The sequence below is a fragment of the Xylophilus sp. ASV27 genome, from assembly GCF_016428875.1.
Classification (GTDB): Bacteria; Pseudomonadota; Gammaproteobacteria; order Burkholderiales; family Burkholderiaceae_C; genus Xylophilus.
In genome coordinates, this window is the sequence record NZ_JAELTO010000049.1 from 1 (window position 1) to 15,498 (window position 15,498).

Below are 15,498 nucleotides of genomic sequence, written 5' to 3' on the forward strand. Positions count from 1 at the left end.
TCATCCGAGCTCGGGCTCGCAGGAGACACAGGCTGCGCGGCGGTGAGTCAACCCGTTCAGCGGTCAAGGCCGGCCTCACCACCTTGACGACTGAAGTTTGAATGATCTGAGACATGTAAGGAGACAAATCATGGGTAACGTTGCGAAATGGTTCAGGAAGGGCTTGGTGGTAGCTGCGGCTGTGGCCACGGCCACGGGGCTGGTGTCCAACGGGTACGCTCAGGCCAAGCCCGAGAAGTTCAAGGTCGGCGGCGTGCTGTCGCTCTCCGGTCCCTACGGGCTGCTGGGCGAGGACATGCGCCGGGGCGTGCAGGTCGCCCTCGAGGAGCGCGGCGGCAATGTGCTGGGCGTTCCGATCGAGATCACCTGGGAGGACGATGAGACCAAGCCCCAGCCCGCCGTGCAGAAGGCCACCAAGCTGATCTCCGAGGGCTCGCACATGATCTTCGGCGCGCTCAGCTCCGCCTCCACGCTGGCGGTCATGAACCTGGCCAAGCAGCGCAAGGTGCCCCACCTCGTCACCATCTCGGCGGACGACAAGATCACCGTGCCCGGCGGCTCCCGCTACACCTTCCGCACGTCGAACACCCTGGGCATGGAAAACCGCATGGCGCTGGCGTACATGCAGGACAGGAAGCTCAAGAAGATCTACGCCGTTACCGCTGACTACCAGGCCACCCGCGACGGCTACGAGTGGATCAAGCAGCAGACCGGCTCCAATGGCATCCAAATCGTGGGCGAGGACTTTCCGCCCCTGGGCAACCGCGACTATTCGTCCATCGTGGACAAGATCGCCAAGTCCGACGCCGACGGCGTGCTGCTAATGCTGACGGGTTCGGACGTGGTCACCCTGCTCAAGCAAGCCGGCCAGGTGAACCTGGGCAAGAGCAAGGTGCTTTTCGGACCCGTGGCTGCCGATGAAACCATGGCGGCGGCCGTTGGGCCAGCCGCGCTGGGCGTCAATTCCGGCTTGCGCTATGACCACACCATCGACACCGCCGCCAACCGCAAGTTCGTCGAGGCCTACCGCAAGAAGTTCGGCATCTTCCCCAGCATGACGGCCGGGGAGGCCTACGACGGCATGGCCTGGTGGTTGGACACGGTGGAAAAGACCGGCTCCTGGGACAAGGAAAAGTGGGTGGACGCCTTCGCCGCCAGCGTCCGCGAGAACTCCGTGGAAGGCAAGAAGACCATGCGCGCCTGCGACCACCAGGCCCTGCAGCCGGGCTTCTGGGGCGAGGTGGTGCAGGGCACCCCGCCGGCCCCTGCGCTGACGATGAAGATCACCAAGGTCTTCGCCGAAGAGAAGCTGTTCGAGGCCTGCAAGAACTGAAGGCCACAGCGGGTGGCCGTCCTGGCCTCCCGCACTTGGTGAATCGTTATGTCAACTATCGTGATCGGCTTGAGCCTGGGCATGCTGCTGTTCCTGCTGGCGGCGGGCCTCACGCTCATCTTCGGCATGCTGGGCGTGATCAATTTCGCCCACGGCGCCATCTACATGCTGGGTGCCTACGTCTCGTATGAAACGGGGCGGCGCACGGGCTCGTTTCTCATGGGGGTGCTGGCCGCCACGTTCTTCACCGCGCTGGCGGGCGCGGTGATCGAAAAGCTGACGCTGCGCCCGCTCTACGAGCGCCCGCACTTCTACCAACTGATTCTGACCTTCGGCCTGATCCTGATCCTGAGCGACGTGGTGCGCTTCGTCTGGGGACCGGGCTACCAGGAAGTGGCGATTCCGCCGCTGTGGAACGGCACCGTGGACATGCTGGGCAGCACGATCCCGATGTACCGGCTGTTCGTGATCGGGTTCGGCGCCCTCGTCTCGGCAGGCCTGTACCTGGTGCTGGAGCAAAGCACCTTCGGCATGCTCGTGCGGGCCGCCAGCAGCGACGCGGAAATGGTGCGCATCCTGGGCCTGCCGGTAGGCGCGATCCGCATGGCGGTCTTCGCCACGGGCTGCGGCCTGTCGGGCCTGGCGGGTGCGATCGCGGCGCCGCTGTTCCCCATCGAGCTGGGCATGGCGACCAACACCATCATCGACTGCTTCATCGTCGTGATCCTGGGGGGGCTGGGGAACATCCGGGGGGCGATCGCTGCGTCCATGCTGATCGGCATGGTGCGCGCCCTGGGCTACGTGTACCTGCCGGGCTGGGTGGACATCATGACCTTCGTGCTGCTGATCGGCACCCTTTTGACGCGGCCGCAGGGCCTGTTCTACCGCGCTGCGAGGACGGCATGAAACTCTCCCTGTTCGACATCTGCTTCGGCCTGCTGCTGGCCGCGGCGGGCATCCTGCTGCCCTTCCTCCACCCCGGGGAGGCGCTGATCCAGCTGGTCACCCTGGCGGCCATGTGGGCGATCTTCGCCATCGGCTTCGACTTCGTCTTTGGCGCGCTGGGCATGGTGTCCTTCGGGCACGCCACATTCCTCGGGGTGGGCGGCTATGCCGTGGCCCTGGCAACACAGAAGTACGGGCTACCGTTCTCTGCCAGCGTGGGCCTGGCCATCATCGTGGGGGCCGCGTTCGCTTTGCTGTTCAGCTTCTTCGCGCTGCGGGTATCCGGCATCTTCTTCGCGCTGGTGACCCTGGCGCTGTCCCAACTGATCTTCATCCTGGCGGACAGCAAGCTGCGCGGCTTCACTGGCGGGTCGGACGGCATCTCGGGCGTGGAGCGCCCTGGCTTCCTGGGCATCGACTTCTACGACCCCGTCCATTACTACTGGTTCGTGCTGGGCGTGTATGCCCTGGTCATGCTGTCGGTGATCTCGCTGCGCAGCTCGCCGTTCGGCCGCGTGATCGCGGCGATCCGCGGCAACGAGACCCGCGCCGACCAACTGGGCTTCAACGTCAACCGCTACAAGCAGATCACCTTCGTGATCTCGGGAGGCCTTAGCGGACTGGCGGGGGCACTGCTGGCCTCGCTGCTGATGTACATGAACCCGCAGATGCTGCACTGGACCACCTCGGGGGACGTGATCATCATGACCCTGCTGGGCGGCTCCGGATCGCTGTGGGGCGCCACCGTCGGCGTGATCGCCTTCGAGGTGCTCAAGGAATGGCTGAGCAGCTGGACCGAGTACTGGTATGGCGTGCTGGGCCTGGTGTTCATCCTCGCGACCATCTTCTTCCCGCGCGGCATCGTCGGCGAGCTGGAGAAGGGCTTCGCGGTCTACCAGAAGAATCGGCGCGGAGGTGCGCGATGAGCCAGGCGGCACTGCGATGCGAGGGCGTGACCGTCAGCTACGGCGCCCTGAAGGCGGTCAACGACGTCAGCCATGAATTCCAGGAGGGCCGCATCTACGGTCTGATCGGCCCCAACGGCGCGGGCAAGACGACGCTGCTGAACGTGCTGGCCGGGCGGCAGATGCGCCATGCCGGCAAGGTGTACTGCGGCGGCCGGGAGATCAGCCAGCGGCCCGCCTACGCGCGGGCCCGCATGGGCATCGGGCGCAGCTTCCAGATCATCAAGATCTTCGGCGAGATGACGGTGGCCGAGAACCTGCTGGTTGCGGCCCAGTCGCGCAGGCCGGGGTTCCAGCCCTTCTGGATGAGCCGCCACTTCGACCGGCAGTTCCGCGAGCAATTGGACTCCATCCTGGAGCTGACGGGGCTGGCGGCTAACCGCGACGACGTCGCGGGCACGCTGCCCTATGGCCTGCAACGCTCGTTGGAGTTGGGCGTGACCCTGCTGCCCGATCCAAAGATCCTGCTGCTGGACGAACCGCTGGCCGGCATCGGTCACCACGAGATCCAAACCGCGCTGGCTCTGATCCGCAAGGCCGCGCTGGGGCGCACGGTGCTATTGATCGAGCACAACATGGACGCAGTGATGTCGCTGTCCCACGAAATCGTGGTCATGAGCAACGGCTCGGTTATCGCGTGCGGCGCCCCCGAGGACATCCGCAGCAACGAAGCGGTGCGGTCGATTTACCTTGGGGAGGACACGCAGTGATCGAACTCGAGAAAGCCAGCGTCAAGTACGGCCAGGCCCTCGCGCTGGAAGAAATCTCCGTACGGTTCGACTTCCATGAAATCGTCGCCATCGTCGGACGCAACGGCGGGGGTAAGACCACGTTGCTCAAGGCTCTAATGGGCTTGATGCCCCTGGCGGCCGGCCGACGCCTGCTGGGCGACCAAGACATTTCGGGCCTGGGCGTGGAGGCCATTGCCAAGCTCGGCGTGGCGCTGGTGCCGGATACGCGCCGCATCTTCCCCAACCTGTCGGTGCTGGAGAACCTCAAGATCGGTGCGCTGGCCCACCAGCCGGGGCACTGGACTCTCGACCGGGTGCTGGGCGCCTTCCCACGCCTGCGGGAGCGGCTGAACTTCGGTGGCGACCAGCTCTCTGGCGGCGAGCAGCAAATGCTGTCCATTGGGCGCGCCCTGCTGGGCAACCCGCGCATTCTGCTGCTCGACGAACCCACCGAGGGACTGGCGCCGGTCATAGTGGACCAGTTGGTCCAGGTGTTCAGCGAAGTCCATCGCCAGGGCACTGGCATCGTGCTGGTGGAGCAGAACCTCAAGGTGCCCATGAAACTGGCCCACCGCCAGTACGTGCTTGACCACGGTCAGGTCGCCTGGTCCGGCACAGCCCAGGAGTTGAACGCGCAGCGCGCCCACGTCGAGGGCCTCATCACGACGGGCGCGGCGGCGTGACCGCTCCGTGCCCACGCAAACCCAAAGCCAAGGCATGCCCATGAACGTCCACGCCACCGCGCGCATCGCGCCCCTGCATGAAAACGATCCCCGCTCCCGCGACCCCGTACTGGAGGAACTGGTGGATTTCGTCGGCTACCGCCCGAATGCGCTGCTGACCATGGCGCGTAAGCCTGGCGTGGTGCCTGCGCTGCTCCAACTGCTGGGCGTGACTCTGCGCGGTAACGGGCTGCTCACGCAGCCGCTGCGCTTCCTGATCGCTGCGGAAACCGCGCGCGGCGCGCGCTGCCGCTATACGGCGACGCACCTCGTCCATGCCGCCCACCACCTGGGCGTGTGCTGGGACAAGCTGGCCGCGTTGCCGTCCTACCGGGATGACCCCCGATACACCGGGCGGGAGCGCAAGGCGCTAGCCATTGCCACCGCGGGCGGTAGCCTGCCGGTGCGCGAACCGGGCCATGCCATAGAGCAAGCCCGTGAGGTCTTCGGCGAGGAGGAAATTGTCGAAATCGTGTCCTGCGCGGCCATGGTCGGATGGTTCAACCGCTGGAACGGCCTGATGGGCTCGGAGCTGGAGCCCGTTCCCTCGGAGGCGTTGGCCCACGTCCCCTGGCTCCAGGATCTCGAAGTCTGAGTCTGCCGGCATCGATATTTTCTGAAATGGAGGAGTAGAAGGCCATGTACAGCCGCATCCACGAACCCCACGCCTGCACGCTGACCGATGCACTGCGCGAATGGGCCGCCAGTTGCCCCGGCGCGCCCTGGCTGGAGGACAGCCAGGGCAGCGCGTTCACCGTGGGGCAGGCGTTGACAAACAGCCAGCGGTTTGCCAGCTTTCTGCACCATCAACTGGGCGTGCAGCCCGAGGAGCGCGTCGGCGTCTTCATGTCCAATAGCTGCGCCATGGTGGCGACTACGTTCGGCATCGGCTACCTGCGGGCCACGGCGGTGATGCTCAACACCGAGCTGCGTTCCGCGTTCCTGCGCCACCAATTGAACGACTCCCAGCTGTCCACCGTCGTGGTGGACTCGGCGCTGGTCGAACACATCGCCAGCCTGGCGGATGAGCTGTCCCACCTGCCCACCCTGGTCGTGGTGGGCGACGCGCCCGCCACCTTGCCCGAACGCTGGCGGCAGGTGGCCTGGACAGACAGCAGCGCCTGCGCGCCGTGGGAGGGCCCCGCGCCCCGGTCCGAGGACATCTTCTGCATCATGTACACCTCCGGCACCACCGGGCCGAGCAAGGGCGTGCTGATGCCGCACTGCCACTGCGCCCTGCTTGGGCTGGGGGGATACGCAGCCTGGAGATCACCGAGGCCGAAAAGTACTACATCTGCCTGCCCCTGTTCCATGCCAACGGCCTGTTCATGCAGCTGGGGGCGACGGTGCTGGCGGGCATACCGGCCTTCCTCAAGCAGCGGTTCAGCGCCAGCACCTGGCTGGCTGACATTCGACGCAGCGGCGCCACGCTGACCAACCACCTGGGCACGACTGCCATGTTCGTCATCAACCAGCCACCCACGGAGCACGACCGCGACCACCGCCTGCGCGCCAGCCTGAGCGCACCCAACCCGGCCCAGCACGAGGCCGTGTTCCGCGAGCGCTTTGGTGTTAAGGACGTCTTGTCCGGGTTCGGCATGACCGAGGTCGGCATTCCCATCTGGGGCCGCATCGGGCATGCAGCGCCGAACGCTGCCGGGTGGGCGCAGGAGGACCGGTTCGAGATCTGCATTGCCGACCCCGAAACCGACGTGCCCGTGCCTGCCGGACAGGTCGGCGAAATCCTGGTGCGGCCCAAGATGCCCCTCGGCTTCATGGCAGGCTATCTGAATGTTCCGGCGAAAACGGCCGAGGCCTGGCGCAACCTCTGGTTCCACACGGGCGACGCGGGCACGCGGGATGCGCAGGAGCTCATCACCTTCGTAGACCGCATCAACGACTGCATCCGCCGCCGGGGCGAAAATATCTCGGCCACCGAAGTCGAGGTCGTGGTGGGCCAACTGCCTGGCATCCACGAGGTGGCGGCCTACGCCGTTCCGGCGCAGGGCGCGGGTGGGGAGGATGAGGTGATGCTCGCCCTGGTGCCCAGCAACGGTGCGGTGCTGGATATGGCGGAAATTTTCCGCCAGGCCAGCGCCCAGTTGCCGCGCTTCGCCAAGCCGCGCTACCTGCGCCAGATGGACAGCTTGCCCAAGACGGCGACCGGCAAGATCCAGCGCGCCGTTCTGCGCCAGCAAGGCAGCGCCGGCGCTTACGACACCGAAGCGGCGCCCGCCCGGTAAACAACTGGAACACACCATGTCTGAAAAACTGCGCGGCAAGGTGGCCGTGGTCGCCGGCTCGGGCCGGGGCATCGGCCGGGCGATGGCCCTCAAGCTCGCGGGCGAAGGCGCCCGGCTCGTCCTCAACGACCTCGAAGACCTCGACGACGAGCCCGCCATGGCCGTGCGCGAGGAAATCATCGCGCTGGGCGGCGAGGCCGTGGCCTGCTGCGGCAGCGTGGCCGACGCTGGCTTCGCCGACCGGCTGATCAACACCGCCACCGGCGCGTTCGGGGGGCTGGACATCCTCGTCAACAACGCGGGCTACACCTGGGACAACGTAATCCAGAAGATGAGCGACGAGCAATGGGACGCGATGCTCGGCGTGCACCTTACCGCGCCGTTCCGCATCCTGCGCGCGGCGCAGCCGATGATCCGCGCGCTGAGCCGGGCCGACTCCGAGGCGGGCCGCTGCGTGGTGCGCAAGGTGGTCAACGTCTCCTCGGTCTCGGGCGTCTTCGGCAATGCGGGGCAGGTCAACTACGCCGCCGCCAAGGCGGGCATCGTGGGCCTGACCATGACGCTGGCCAAGGAGTGGGGGCGCCTGAACACCACGGTCAACTGCGTGGCCCACGGCCTTATCCGCACGCGCATGACCGAGGCTACCGCCGATGCCGCGCCGCCATCCAGGTGCAGGGGCGAGAGATCAAGGTAGGCGTGAACCTGGATTTGATGGCCGCGATGGATCGTGGCATCCCGCTGGGCCGGGCGGGCACGCCCGAAGAGGCCGCTGGTGCGGCCTACCTGTTCTGCATCCCAGAATCCGACTACGTGAGCGGGCAGACCCCGCTGTGCACGGGCGGGCTCACCGGCATTTGACCTCACGCCATGACGAAGCCCGACACCCCTGCGCTGACCTACCCCTTCGAGCCGCCCGCGCCGCGCCAAACGGTGGAAGTCGCCCCCGGCGTGCGCTGGATCCGGCTGTCCATGCCGTTCCTGCTCGACCACATCAACGTCTGGGCCATCGACACGCACGATGGCTGGGCGCTGGTGGACACCGGCCTGAACGACCCCGCCACCGTAGCCGACTGGCTGGCGCTGACGGGAGGGGGGCCGCTTGTGCGACCGCTGCAGGGCGTGTACGCCACGCACATGCACCCCGACCACGTGGGGCTGGCGGGCTGGTTCACGCGCCGCGCCAGCGTGCCGCTGCACATGAGCCGCCTCGAATACCTGAGCTGCCGCGTGATGCACGCCGACACGAACCGCGAGGCGCCGCCCGACGGCGTGCTGTTCCACCGGCGCGCAGGCTGGTCGGAGGCGGCCATAGAGGGCTACCGCAGCCGCTTCGGCAGCTTCGGCAAGCACATCCACGCGCTGCCCGAGAGCTTCCGGCGGGCGACCTGCTGCAGCTCGGCCCGCACGTCTGGCGGGTCATCACCACCGGCGGCCATTCGCCCGAGCATGCTTGCCTGTGCTGCCCTGACTTGAAGCTGCTGATCGCGGGCGACCAGGTACTGCCGCGCATCTCGTCGAACGTGTCGGTGTTCGCCACCGAGCCGCAGGCCAATCCGCTCAAGGAGTGGTACGAGTCGCTAGACAAGCTGGCGCGAGAATTGCCTGCCGATGTGCTGGTACTGCCTTCCCACAACGAACCCTTCTACGGGCTGCACGAACGCCTGGGTTCGCTCAGGGCTGGCCAGGATCGGGCGCTGGAACGGCTGCGCCAGTCGCTGACGGGCGGGTCGCAGCGCATCGTTGACGTGTTCCCCGCCTTGTTCCACCGTGCCATAGGGGAGCAAGATGGGCAGCAACTGAGTCTCGCCACAGGCGAGGCCGTGGCCTGTATGAATTACCTCATCGCGGAAAGCGCCGTAGGGTGCACCGTGGATAGGAACGGCGTCGCATGGCATGAGCTGAAGTCCTGAAGGCCGCACTGTCTCCGGCCTCGGCTGCCTCATTCATTGTGAGGGCAGTCCACGCTGGTGTTTACGACTTTAGATAAGCGACGACCTAGCTGAGTATTGCGAACAGCCGCACGGATGCTGGGTTGGTGTTTACGACTTTAATTGCTCGGAATAGCGTCGAAGAGCATGCGCACTTCACGTTCAATCACCGCGGGGGAAAACTTCGCGGATGTCCTCATGCGGGCTCTATTCTCAATCGAAGGAGCCTCCTCAGAATCCGGTGCGGTTCAAACGGCCTGGGCGGCACGCAGACTTGAAGCTTGGCCAGATCCTGAGCATCCCCAGCCGGGTGGGCGGTGCGCTATTCGGCCTCGCCCTGGGCCATCACCGCTGAAGCCTTGCCAGCCCGTGCCTCTATGGCCTGGTAGTCCGGCGACTTGACCGCCCCGATACCGCCCAGGAACAGGTCCGCCACGATCGGGGCGATGGCCGCGTGGTCGAGGCGTCCGTCGGGCTTCATCCAGGTGAACATCCAGTTGATCATGCCGAACAGCAGCATGGTCAGCGGCTTGGCGAGGTCGTCGCTGGGCGCGCCGGGGCGCAGGGCCGACACCGCGCGCGCGAAGCCGGCGACCACCTCGCGCTCCTTGTCGAGCACGCGCTCGCGGTCGGCTTCTTCCAGGAAGCGCACGTCGTCGGTCAGCACGCGGTGCGCGTCCTGCGCGCCGGCGTATTCCTCGACGATGCGGTGGATGAAGCGGCGCAGCCGCTCCTCGTCGGTGTGCGTCGACGCTTCTTCCTCTGCCACCAGCGCCGCCAGCCTGGACACGTGCTCCTCGGCGATGCTGATCAGCAGGCTGCTCTTGTCCTTGTAGTAGTGGTAGAGCGTGGCCTTCGAGAGGCCGCAGGCCTCGGCCACCTGGTTCATCGAGGTGGCGGGGTAGCCGCGGCGCGCGAACAGTTGCGCGGCCTGCGCGAGGATCAGTTCTCGCTGGTCGTCGTAGGTGGCGGATCTTCCGCGCGGCATCGGTTCTCGCTCCTGGGTTGTGCGGTTGATGGCAGCGGGCGATCTTGCCCTAGGTCAGCCGCGCCTGGTCGCGATGAGCGAGCGCACGTCGGTGGCCGGCAGGCGCGGCCTGCAGTGCTCCTCCTTGGCGAGCGGCGCGACTTCATGCAGGCTCGCCAGGCTGCGCACCGTGAGCGCCTGGTAGGTCCGCGTGCCTTCGAGCTTCCAGGCGATCTCGTCCTCGCGCAGTTCGCGCTTGACCTTTGCGGGGATGCCCGCCACGAGCGAGCGCGGCGGCACCTTCATGCCGGCGGGCACGAAGGCGCAGGCCGCGACGATGGCCTTCTCGCCGATCTCGGCTTCGTCCATGACCACCGCGTTCATGCCCACCAGCGCGTCGCGCCGCACGATGCAGCTGTGCAGGATTGCGCCGTGGCCGATGTGGCCGTTGACCTCGATCACCGTGTCGTTCTCGGGAAAGCCGTGCACGCAGCAGTGGTCCTGCACGTTCGACCCCTCGTGCAGCACGATGCGGCCGAAGTCGCCGCGCAGGCTGGCGCAGGGGCCCACATAACAGTTCGGGCCGACGATGACGTCGCCGATCAGCACGGCCGTGGGATGCACGTAGGCGCTCGGGTCGACCACCGGAATCACGCCGTCGATGGAGTAGCTGGGCATTCGGTCTCCTTGTGTGCTCAGGGTTTGCCCTGAATCAATCCTGCTTGCGTGGGAATCGAGGTCGATCCTAAAATCAACCGAACGGTCGGTCAATAGTGTTTGCACTCCAGACCGTTTCCCACGAAGGACAAAAGAGACAGCCCATGACCGAGCCCTTGGTACTCATCCGCAACGCTGGCGCGGTGCGCACGCTGAGCCTGAACCGCCCCGCGGCGCTCAACAGTTTCACTTCCGGGCTGCACGCCGAGCTGATGGCCGCGCTCGAAGCGGCGGCGAATGACGGGGGCGTGCGCTGCGTGGTGCTCACCGGCGAGGGCCGCGCCTTCTGCGCCGGGCAGGATCTGGCCGACCCGTCGGTCGCGCCTGACCCGGCGCCCGGTGCCGCGCCCAAGGACCTGGGCCACGTCATCTCTGCCTATTACGCGCCGCTCGTCGCGCGCCTGCGCTCGATGCCGGTGCCGGTGGTCGCCGCCGTCAACGGCGTGGCCGCCGGCGCGGGCGCGAATCTGGCGCTGTGCTGCGACCTCGTGCTGGCGGGCCGCTCGGCCAGCTTCATCCAGGCCTTCAGCAAGATCGGCCTGGTGCCCGACACCGGCGGCACCTGGCTGCTGCCGCGCCTCGTGGGCCCGGCCCGGGCGCTGGGCATCGCGCTGCTCGGCGACAAGCTGCCGGCCGAGGAGGCCGCCCGCATCGGCCTGATCTGGCAGTGCGTGGACGACGCGGCGCTGGCTGAAGCCGCCGCGGCACTCGCCTCGAAGCTGGCCGGCATGCCGACGCGCGCGCTGGTCGCCACCCGCCAGGCCATGGCCGCCGCGCAGGGCATGGACCTGGGCACGGCGCTCGCCGAAGAGGCCCGCATCCAGCGCGACCTGGGCAATGCCGGCGACTACCGCGAGGGCGTCGAGGCCTTCCGCGCCAAGCGCGCGCCCGTCTTCAGGGACCGCTGAGCCATGAGCGGTACCCACCGCACCCCGCAGCAGACGGCCGAGTACGTGCGCGACGGCATGTTCGCCAACGACAAGGCCACCAGGGGCCTGGGCATGCACATCGTCGAGGTCGGCCCCGGCCGGGCGACGATGGAGATGCGTGTGCGCCCCGACATGCTCAACGGCCATGCCACCTGCCACGGCGGCTTCATGGCCACGCTGGCCGACTCCGCCTTTGCCTTCGCCTGCAATTCGTACAACGAGTTGACCGTAGCCTCGGGCTTTTCCATCGACTTCATGGCCCCGGCGCGCGAGGGCGATCTGCTCACCGCGCGCTGCCACGAAGTGTCCAAGGCCGGCCGCACCGGCGTGTACGACACCGAAATCACCAATCAGCGCGGCGAGCGCATCGCGATGTTCCGCGGCCGCTCCTACACGGCCAAGGGCCGCCCCGCAGTGCCCGCCGACGAGGCTACAGGAGACAACGCACGATGAACGCCCGACACCCCGCAACCGGCGAACTCGAACCCATCGAAACCGCCAGCCGCGACGAGATTGCCGCGCTGCAGCTCTCCCGGCTGCGCGCTACGCTGCGGCGCGCCTATGACAAGGTGCCGCACTACCGCAAGGCCTTCGACGCCAGGGGCGTGCATCCCGATGACCTGAAATCGCTGGCCGACCTGTCGAAGTTCCCGTTCACGGTCAAAAGCGACTTGCGCGACAACTACCCCTTCGGCATGTTCGCCGTGCCGCGCACCCAGATCGCGCGCATCCATGCCTCCTCGGGCACCACCGGCAAGCCGACCGTGGTGGGCTACACGCAGAACGACATCGACACCTGGGCCAACCTGGTCGCGCGCTCGATCCGCGCGGCGGGCGGGCGCCCCGGCGACATGGTGCATGTGTCGTACGGGTACGGCCTGTTCACCGGCGGCCTGGGCGCGCACTACGGCGCCGAGCGCGCCGGCTGCACCGTCATCCCGATGTCCGGCGGCCAGACCGAAAAGCAGGTGCAGCTCATCCAGGACTTCAAGCCCGACATCATCATGGTCACGCCCAGCTACATGCAGGTGATCATCGAGCAGTTCGAGCGCCAGGGCCTCGACGCCCGGGACAGTTCGCTGAAGATCGGCATCTTCGGCGCCGAGCCCTGGACCGAAGCCATGCGCAGCGACATCGAGGCCAAGGCCGGCATCGACGCGGTCGACATCTACGGCCTGTCGGAAGTGATGGGCCCCGGCGTGGCCAGCGAATGCGTCGAGAGCAAGGACGGCCCCGTGATCTGGGAAGACCACTTCTACCCCGAGATCATCGACCCCGACACCGGCGAGCCGAAAGCCGAAGGCGAGGAGGGCGAACTCGTCTTCACCTCGCTCAGCAAGGAGGCCATGCCGATGGTGCGCTACCGCACGCGCGACCTCACGCGCCTGTTGCCGCCCACCTCGCGCTCGTTCCGCCGCATGGGCAAGATCGTCGGCCGCAGCGACGACATGCTGATCATCCGCGGCGTCAACGTCTTTCCCACGCAGGTGGAAGAGATCGTGCTCGCGCACGAGCGCCTGTCCGGCCTCTACCAGGTGCACGTGCGCCGCGACGGCCTGCTCGACGAGGTGGAGGTGCGCTGCGAGCTGGAACACCGCAACGCGGCGACCGACGAAGCCGAGCGCAAGGCCATCGCGCACTGGGTGCAGGAGCGCGTGAAGAAGCTGGTCGGCATCTCGACCACGGTACGCGTACTCGACCCCGACTCCCTCGAGCGCACGCAGACCGGCAAGGCCCGGCGCGTGTTCGACACCCGGCCGCGCTGAACGCGCGCCACTTCAAAACCCTTGCAAAGGACACGCACATGTACACCCAGGCAATGGATACCATGGGTCAGGACGCGGGCGACGGCAGGCAGAAGCCCCTGCGCTCCGCTGAGGAGATGCGGCTGGAGGAGCGCTTCGACGCCCGCATCGACGCGGGCGCCTTCATCGAGGCGAAGGACTGGATGCCCGAGCACTACCGCAAGACGCTGCTGCGCCAGATCAGCCAGCATGCGCACTCGGAAATCGTCGGCATGCTGCCCGAGGGCAACTGGATCAGCCGCGCGCCCACGCTCAAGCGCAAGGCCATCCTGCTGGCCAAGGTGCAGGACGAAGGCGGCCATGGCCTCTATCTGTACGCCGCCGCCGAGACGCTGGGCACCTCGCGCGACCAGATGCTCGACGCGCTGCACAGCGGCAAGGCCAAATACAGCTCGATCTTCAACTACCCCACGCTCACCTGGGCCGACATGGGCACCATCGGCTGGCTGGTGGACGGCGCGGCCATCATGAACCAGGTGCCGATCTGCCGCTGTTCGTATGCGCCATATGCGCGCGCCATGATCCGCATCTGCCGCGAGGAGAGCTTCCACCAGCGCCAGGGCTACGACGCCCTGCTGACCATGATGACCCACGGCACCGACGCGCAGAGGGCGATGGTGCAGGACTCCGTGAACCGCTGGTGGTGGCCCTCGCTCATGATGTTCGGCCCGCCGGACGACCAGTCGCCCAACAGCGCGCAGTCGATGCGCTGGGGCATCAAGCGCATCAGCAACGACGAGCTGCGCCAGAAGTTCGTCAACGCCACCGTCGAGCAGGCCCGCGTCCTCGGCGTGACCCTACCCGATCCCGACCTGAAATGGAACGAGGAGCGCCAGGCCTACGACTTCGGCGCCATCGACTGGAGCGAGTTCTGGCGCGTTGTCGGAGGCGACGGCCCCTGCAACCGCGAGCGGCTGCAGGCCCGCATCGATGCCTGGGAAGAGGGCGCATGGGTGCGCGAAGCCGCGATGGCCCACGCCAGCAAGCAACAAACCATCAAGGAAGCAGCATGAATACCGAAGCGAAGAAAGAGTGGCCTCTGTGGGAAGTGTTCGTTCGCAGCAAGGCCGGCCTGGACCACAAGCACTGCGGCAGTCTGCATGCGTCCGATCCGAAGATGGCGCTCCAGATGGCGCGCGACGTGTACACCCGCCGCCAGGAAGGCAGCAGCATCTGGGTGGTGCGCTCCGAGCAGATCGTGGCCAGCGACCCGGGCCACAAGGACATGTTCTTCGACCCGGCAGAAGACAAGGTGTATCGCCACCCGAGCTTCTACACGCTGCCCAAGTCCGTGGATCACATGTGAGCCGTACGCCATGCAAGCATCTATCGAACTGAACCGCACGCCCGAAGTGCAGTACCTGCTGCGCATAGGCGACACCTGCCTGGTGCTCGCGCAGCGCCTGGGAGAGTGGTGCGGCCATGCGCCCGTGCTGGAGGAGGACATGGCGATGGCCAACATCGCGCTCGACCTGATCGGCCAGGCGCGTGCGCTGCTCACCCACGCCGGCAGGCTCGAAGGCGAGGGGCGCGGGCATGACGAAGACCAGCTCGCCTACCTGCGCGACGAGCGGGACTACTTCAACCTCACCATCGCCGAGCTGCCGCGCGGCGACTTCGCCTTCGCCGTGGTGCGCAACACCATGCTCGCCACGCTGCTCAAGCTGCTGTGGCAGCGCCTGGCGGCATCGAGCGACGCCGAAGTGGCCGCCATTGCCGCCAAGGCGGTGAAGGAGGCGCGCTACCACCAGCAGCATTCGGGCGACTGGATGCTGCGGCTGGGCGACGGCACCGAGGAGTCGCGCCGCCGCGTCGAAAAGGCGCTCCGGCAGCTGTGGCTCTACGTGCCCGAGATGTTCGAGAGCGATGCCGTCGATGCCGCGGCCAGCGCCAGCGGCTTCGGCCCGGCCTGGAGCGAACTGCGCGAGCCCTGGCACGCCGAGATGCGGCAGGTGCTCGACGCCGCCGGCCTTGCCGCGCCCAGGGAAGCCGCCTTCCGCAGCACCGGCAAGCAGGGCTTGCACAGCGAGCACATGGGCTACATCCTGGCCGAGATGCAGCATCTGCAGCGCAGCTTTCCCGGAGGCGCGTGGTGATGAGCGCCGCGCCGGGCCGCCCTGAGGCAACGCTGAACAAGCCCCTCGCGTGTCGCCCATCCCTGCTGCGGCCGGTCTGCGGCGTTGCAAATCCTCGCCATGGCGGCGGCCATGGCT

The 15,498-nt window shown here is 67.1% G+C and carries 17 protein-coding genes and 2 pseudogenes; 17 read left to right on the plus strand and 2 right to left on the minus strand.

Features of this window, described 5'->3' with window-relative positions; all coding sequences use genetic code 11:
* Positions 1–130 precede the first annotated feature (130 nt).
* The 11 genes and pseudogenes from JHD63_RS11915 (at position 131) to JHD63_RS11955 (ending at position 8,849) form a co-directional block, all read left to right on the plus strand.
* Entirely contained in the window at positions 131–1,333 is a 1,203-nt protein-coding gene (locus JHD63_RS11915) for an ABC transporter substrate-binding protein (protein WP_198970967.1), read from the plus strand.
* Between the two features lie 48 nt (positions 1,334–1,381).
* Positions 1,382–2,239 (plus strand): branched-chain amino acid ABC transporter permease, encoded by an 858-nt coding sequence (locus JHD63_RS11920; RefSeq protein ID WP_198970968.1) that lies wholly within the window; start codon positions 1,382–1,384, stop codon positions 2,237–2,239.
* On the plus strand, positions 2,236–3,204 hold the full coding sequence (locus JHD63_RS11925) for a branched-chain amino acid ABC transporter permease (RefSeq protein WP_198970969.1): 969 nt from the start codon (positions 2,236–2,238) through the stop codon (positions 3,202–3,204). The genes JHD63_RS11920 and JHD63_RS11925 overlap by 4 nt, the downstream gene beginning before the upstream one ends.
* Positions 3,201–3,953, plus strand: coding sequence for an ABC transporter ATP-binding protein (locus JHD63_RS11930; RefSeq protein WP_198970970.1), 753 nt, complete (start codon positions 3,201–3,203; stop codon positions 3,951–3,953). The genes JHD63_RS11925 and JHD63_RS11930 overlap by 4 nt, the downstream gene beginning before the upstream one ends.
* Positions 3,950–4,657: an ABC transporter ATP-binding protein gene (locus JHD63_RS11935; protein ID WP_198970971.1), complete on the plus strand. Its 708-nt coding sequence runs from the start codon at positions 3,950–3,952 to the stop codon at positions 4,655–4,657. Before JHD63_RS11930 ends, JHD63_RS11935 begins: the two co-directional genes overlap by 4 nt.
* Positions 4,658–4,697: 40 nt before the next feature.
* Entirely contained in the window at positions 4,698–5,291 is a 594-nt protein-coding gene (locus tag JHD63_RS11940) for a carboxymuconolactone decarboxylase family protein (RefSeq protein ID WP_198970972.1), read from the plus strand.
* 44 nt (positions 5,292–5,335) lie between these two features.
* Complete coding sequence (locus JHD63_RS11945) at positions 5,336–6,130, plus strand: AMP-binding protein (RefSeq protein WP_370590486.1); 795 nt, start codon at positions 5,336–5,338, stop codon at positions 6,128–6,130.
* The gene (locus JHD63_RS24990) at positions 6,019–6,939 is read left to right on the plus strand and encodes an AMP-binding protein (RefSeq protein WP_370590487.1); all 921 of its coding nucleotides are present in this window, start codon (positions 6,019–6,021) and stop codon (positions 6,937–6,939) included. The genes JHD63_RS11945 and JHD63_RS24990 overlap by 112 nt, the downstream gene beginning before the upstream one ends.
* A gap of 16 nt (positions 6,940–6,955) precedes the next feature.
* Positions 6,956–7,797 (plus strand): annotated as a pseudogene (locus JHD63_RS11950) (SDR family NAD(P)-dependent oxidoreductase).
* Between the two features lie 111 nt (positions 7,798–7,908).
* Positions 7,909–8,097, plus strand: a pseudogene (locus JHD63_RS24575) (MBL fold metallo-hydrolase); the annotation flags it as partial.
* Positions 8,098–8,231: 134 nt separating this feature from the next.
* A complete protein-coding gene (locus JHD63_RS11955; protein ID WP_255519270.1) occupies positions 8,232–8,849 on the plus strand; it encodes an MBL fold metallo-hydrolase in 618 nt (205 codons plus the stop codon).
* A 340-nt stretch (positions 8,850–9,189) separates the two neighbouring features.
* Here the strand turns inward: JHD63_RS11955 and JHD63_RS11960 are convergent, their stop codons facing one another.
* Both JHD63_RS11960 and JHD63_RS11965 read right to left on the minus strand, forming a co-directional pair.
* Entirely contained in the window at positions 9,190–9,855 is a 666-nt protein-coding gene (locus JHD63_RS11960; RefSeq protein WP_198970973.1) for a TetR/AcrR family transcriptional regulator, read from the minus strand.
* Positions 9,856–9,909: 54 nt separating this feature from the next.
* Entirely contained in the window at positions 9,910–10,512 is a 603-nt protein-coding gene (locus JHD63_RS11965; RefSeq protein ID WP_198970974.1) for a phenylacetic acid degradation protein PaaY, read from the minus strand.
* Between the two features lie 143 nt (positions 10,513–10,655).
* On the opposite strand from JHD63_RS11965, the gene JHD63_RS11970 reads away from it, so the two are divergent.
* Genes JHD63_RS11970 through paaC form a run of 6 tightly spaced genes read left to right on the plus strand, consistent with a single transcriptional unit; the run spans position 10,656 to position 15,381 of the window.
* Positions 10,656–11,459, plus strand: a complete 804-nt coding sequence (locus JHD63_RS11970) for an enoyl-CoA hydratase-related protein (RefSeq protein WP_198970975.1) — start codon at positions 10,656–10,658, stop codon at positions 11,457–11,459.
* Between the two features lie 3 nt (positions 11,460–11,462).
* Entirely contained in the window at positions 11,463–11,933 is a 471-nt protein-coding gene (gene paaI / locus JHD63_RS11975; RefSeq protein WP_198970976.1) for a hydroxyphenylacetyl-CoA thioesterase PaaI, read from the plus strand.
* Complete coding sequence (gene paaK, locus JHD63_RS11980) at positions 11,930–13,246, plus strand: phenylacetate--CoA ligase PaaK (protein WP_198970977.1); 1,317 nt, start codon at positions 11,930–11,932, stop codon at positions 13,244–13,246. The genes paaI and paaK overlap by 4 nt, the downstream gene beginning before the upstream one ends.
* A 38-nt stretch (positions 13,247–13,284) precedes the next feature.
* On the plus strand, positions 13,285–14,298 hold the full coding sequence (gene paaA, locus JHD63_RS11985) for a 1,2-phenylacetyl-CoA epoxidase subunit PaaA (RefSeq protein WP_198970978.1): 1,014 nt from the start codon (positions 13,285–13,287) through the stop codon (positions 14,296–14,298).
* Entirely contained in the window at positions 14,220–14,591 is a 372-nt protein-coding gene (paaB, locus tag JHD63_RS11990; protein ID WP_370590488.1) for a 1,2-phenylacetyl-CoA epoxidase subunit PaaB, read from the plus strand. Before paaA ends, paaB begins: the two co-directional genes overlap by 79 nt.
* A gap of 10 nt (positions 14,592–14,601) precedes the next feature.
* A complete protein-coding gene (gene paaC / locus JHD63_RS11995; RefSeq protein WP_198970980.1) occupies positions 14,602–15,381 on the plus strand; it encodes a 1,2-phenylacetyl-CoA epoxidase subunit PaaC in 780 nt (259 codons plus the stop codon).
* Positions 15,382–15,498 lie beyond the last annotated feature (117 nt).

Coding starts and splice junctions, on each gene's coding strand:
- JHD63_RS11915 (WP_198970967.1), top strand. CDS start 131: ATGGGTAACGTTGCGAAATGGTTCAGGAAGGGCTTGGTGGTAGCTGCG.
- JHD63_RS11920 (WP_198970968.1), top strand. CDS start 1,382: ATGTCAACTATCGTGATCGGCTTGAGCCTGGGCATGCTGCTGTTCCTG.
- JHD63_RS11925 (WP_198970969.1), top strand. CDS start 2,236: ATGAAACTCTCCCTGTTCGACATCTGCTTCGGCCTGCTGCTGGCCGCG.
- JHD63_RS11930 (WP_198970970.1), top strand. CDS start 3,201: ATGAGCCAGGCGGCACTGCGATGCGAGGGCGTGACCGTCAGCTACGGC.
- JHD63_RS11940 (WP_198970972.1), top strand. CDS start 4,698: ATGAACGTCCACGCCACCGCGCGCATCGCGCCCCTGCATGAAAACGAT.
- JHD63_RS11945 (WP_370590486.1), top strand. CDS start 5,336: ATGTACAGCCGCATCCACGAACCCCACGCCTGCACGCTGACCGATGCA.
- JHD63_RS11960 (WP_198970973.1), bottom strand. CDS start 9,855: ATGCCGCGCGGAAGATCCGCCACCTACGACGACCAGCGAGAACTGATC.
- JHD63_RS11965 (WP_198970974.1), bottom strand. CDS start 10,512: ATGCCCAGCTACTCCATCGACGGCGTGATTCCGGTGGTCGACCCGAGC.
- JHD63_RS11970 (WP_198970975.1), top strand. CDS start 10,656: ATGACCGAGCCCTTGGTACTCATCCGCAACGCTGGCGCGGTGCGCACG.
- paaI (WP_198970976.1), top strand. CDS start 11,463: ATGAGCGGTACCCACCGCACCCCGCAGCAGACGGCCGAGTACGTGCGC.
- paaK (WP_198970977.1), top strand. CDS start 11,930: ATGAACGCCCGACACCCCGCAACCGGCGAACTCGAACCCATCGAAACC.
- paaA (WP_198970978.1), top strand. CDS start 13,285: ATGTACACCCAGGCAATGGATACCATGGGTCAGGACGCGGGCGACGGC.
- paaC (WP_198970980.1), top strand. CDS start 14,602: ATGCAAGCATCTATCGAACTGAACCGCACGCCCGAAGTGCAGTACCTG.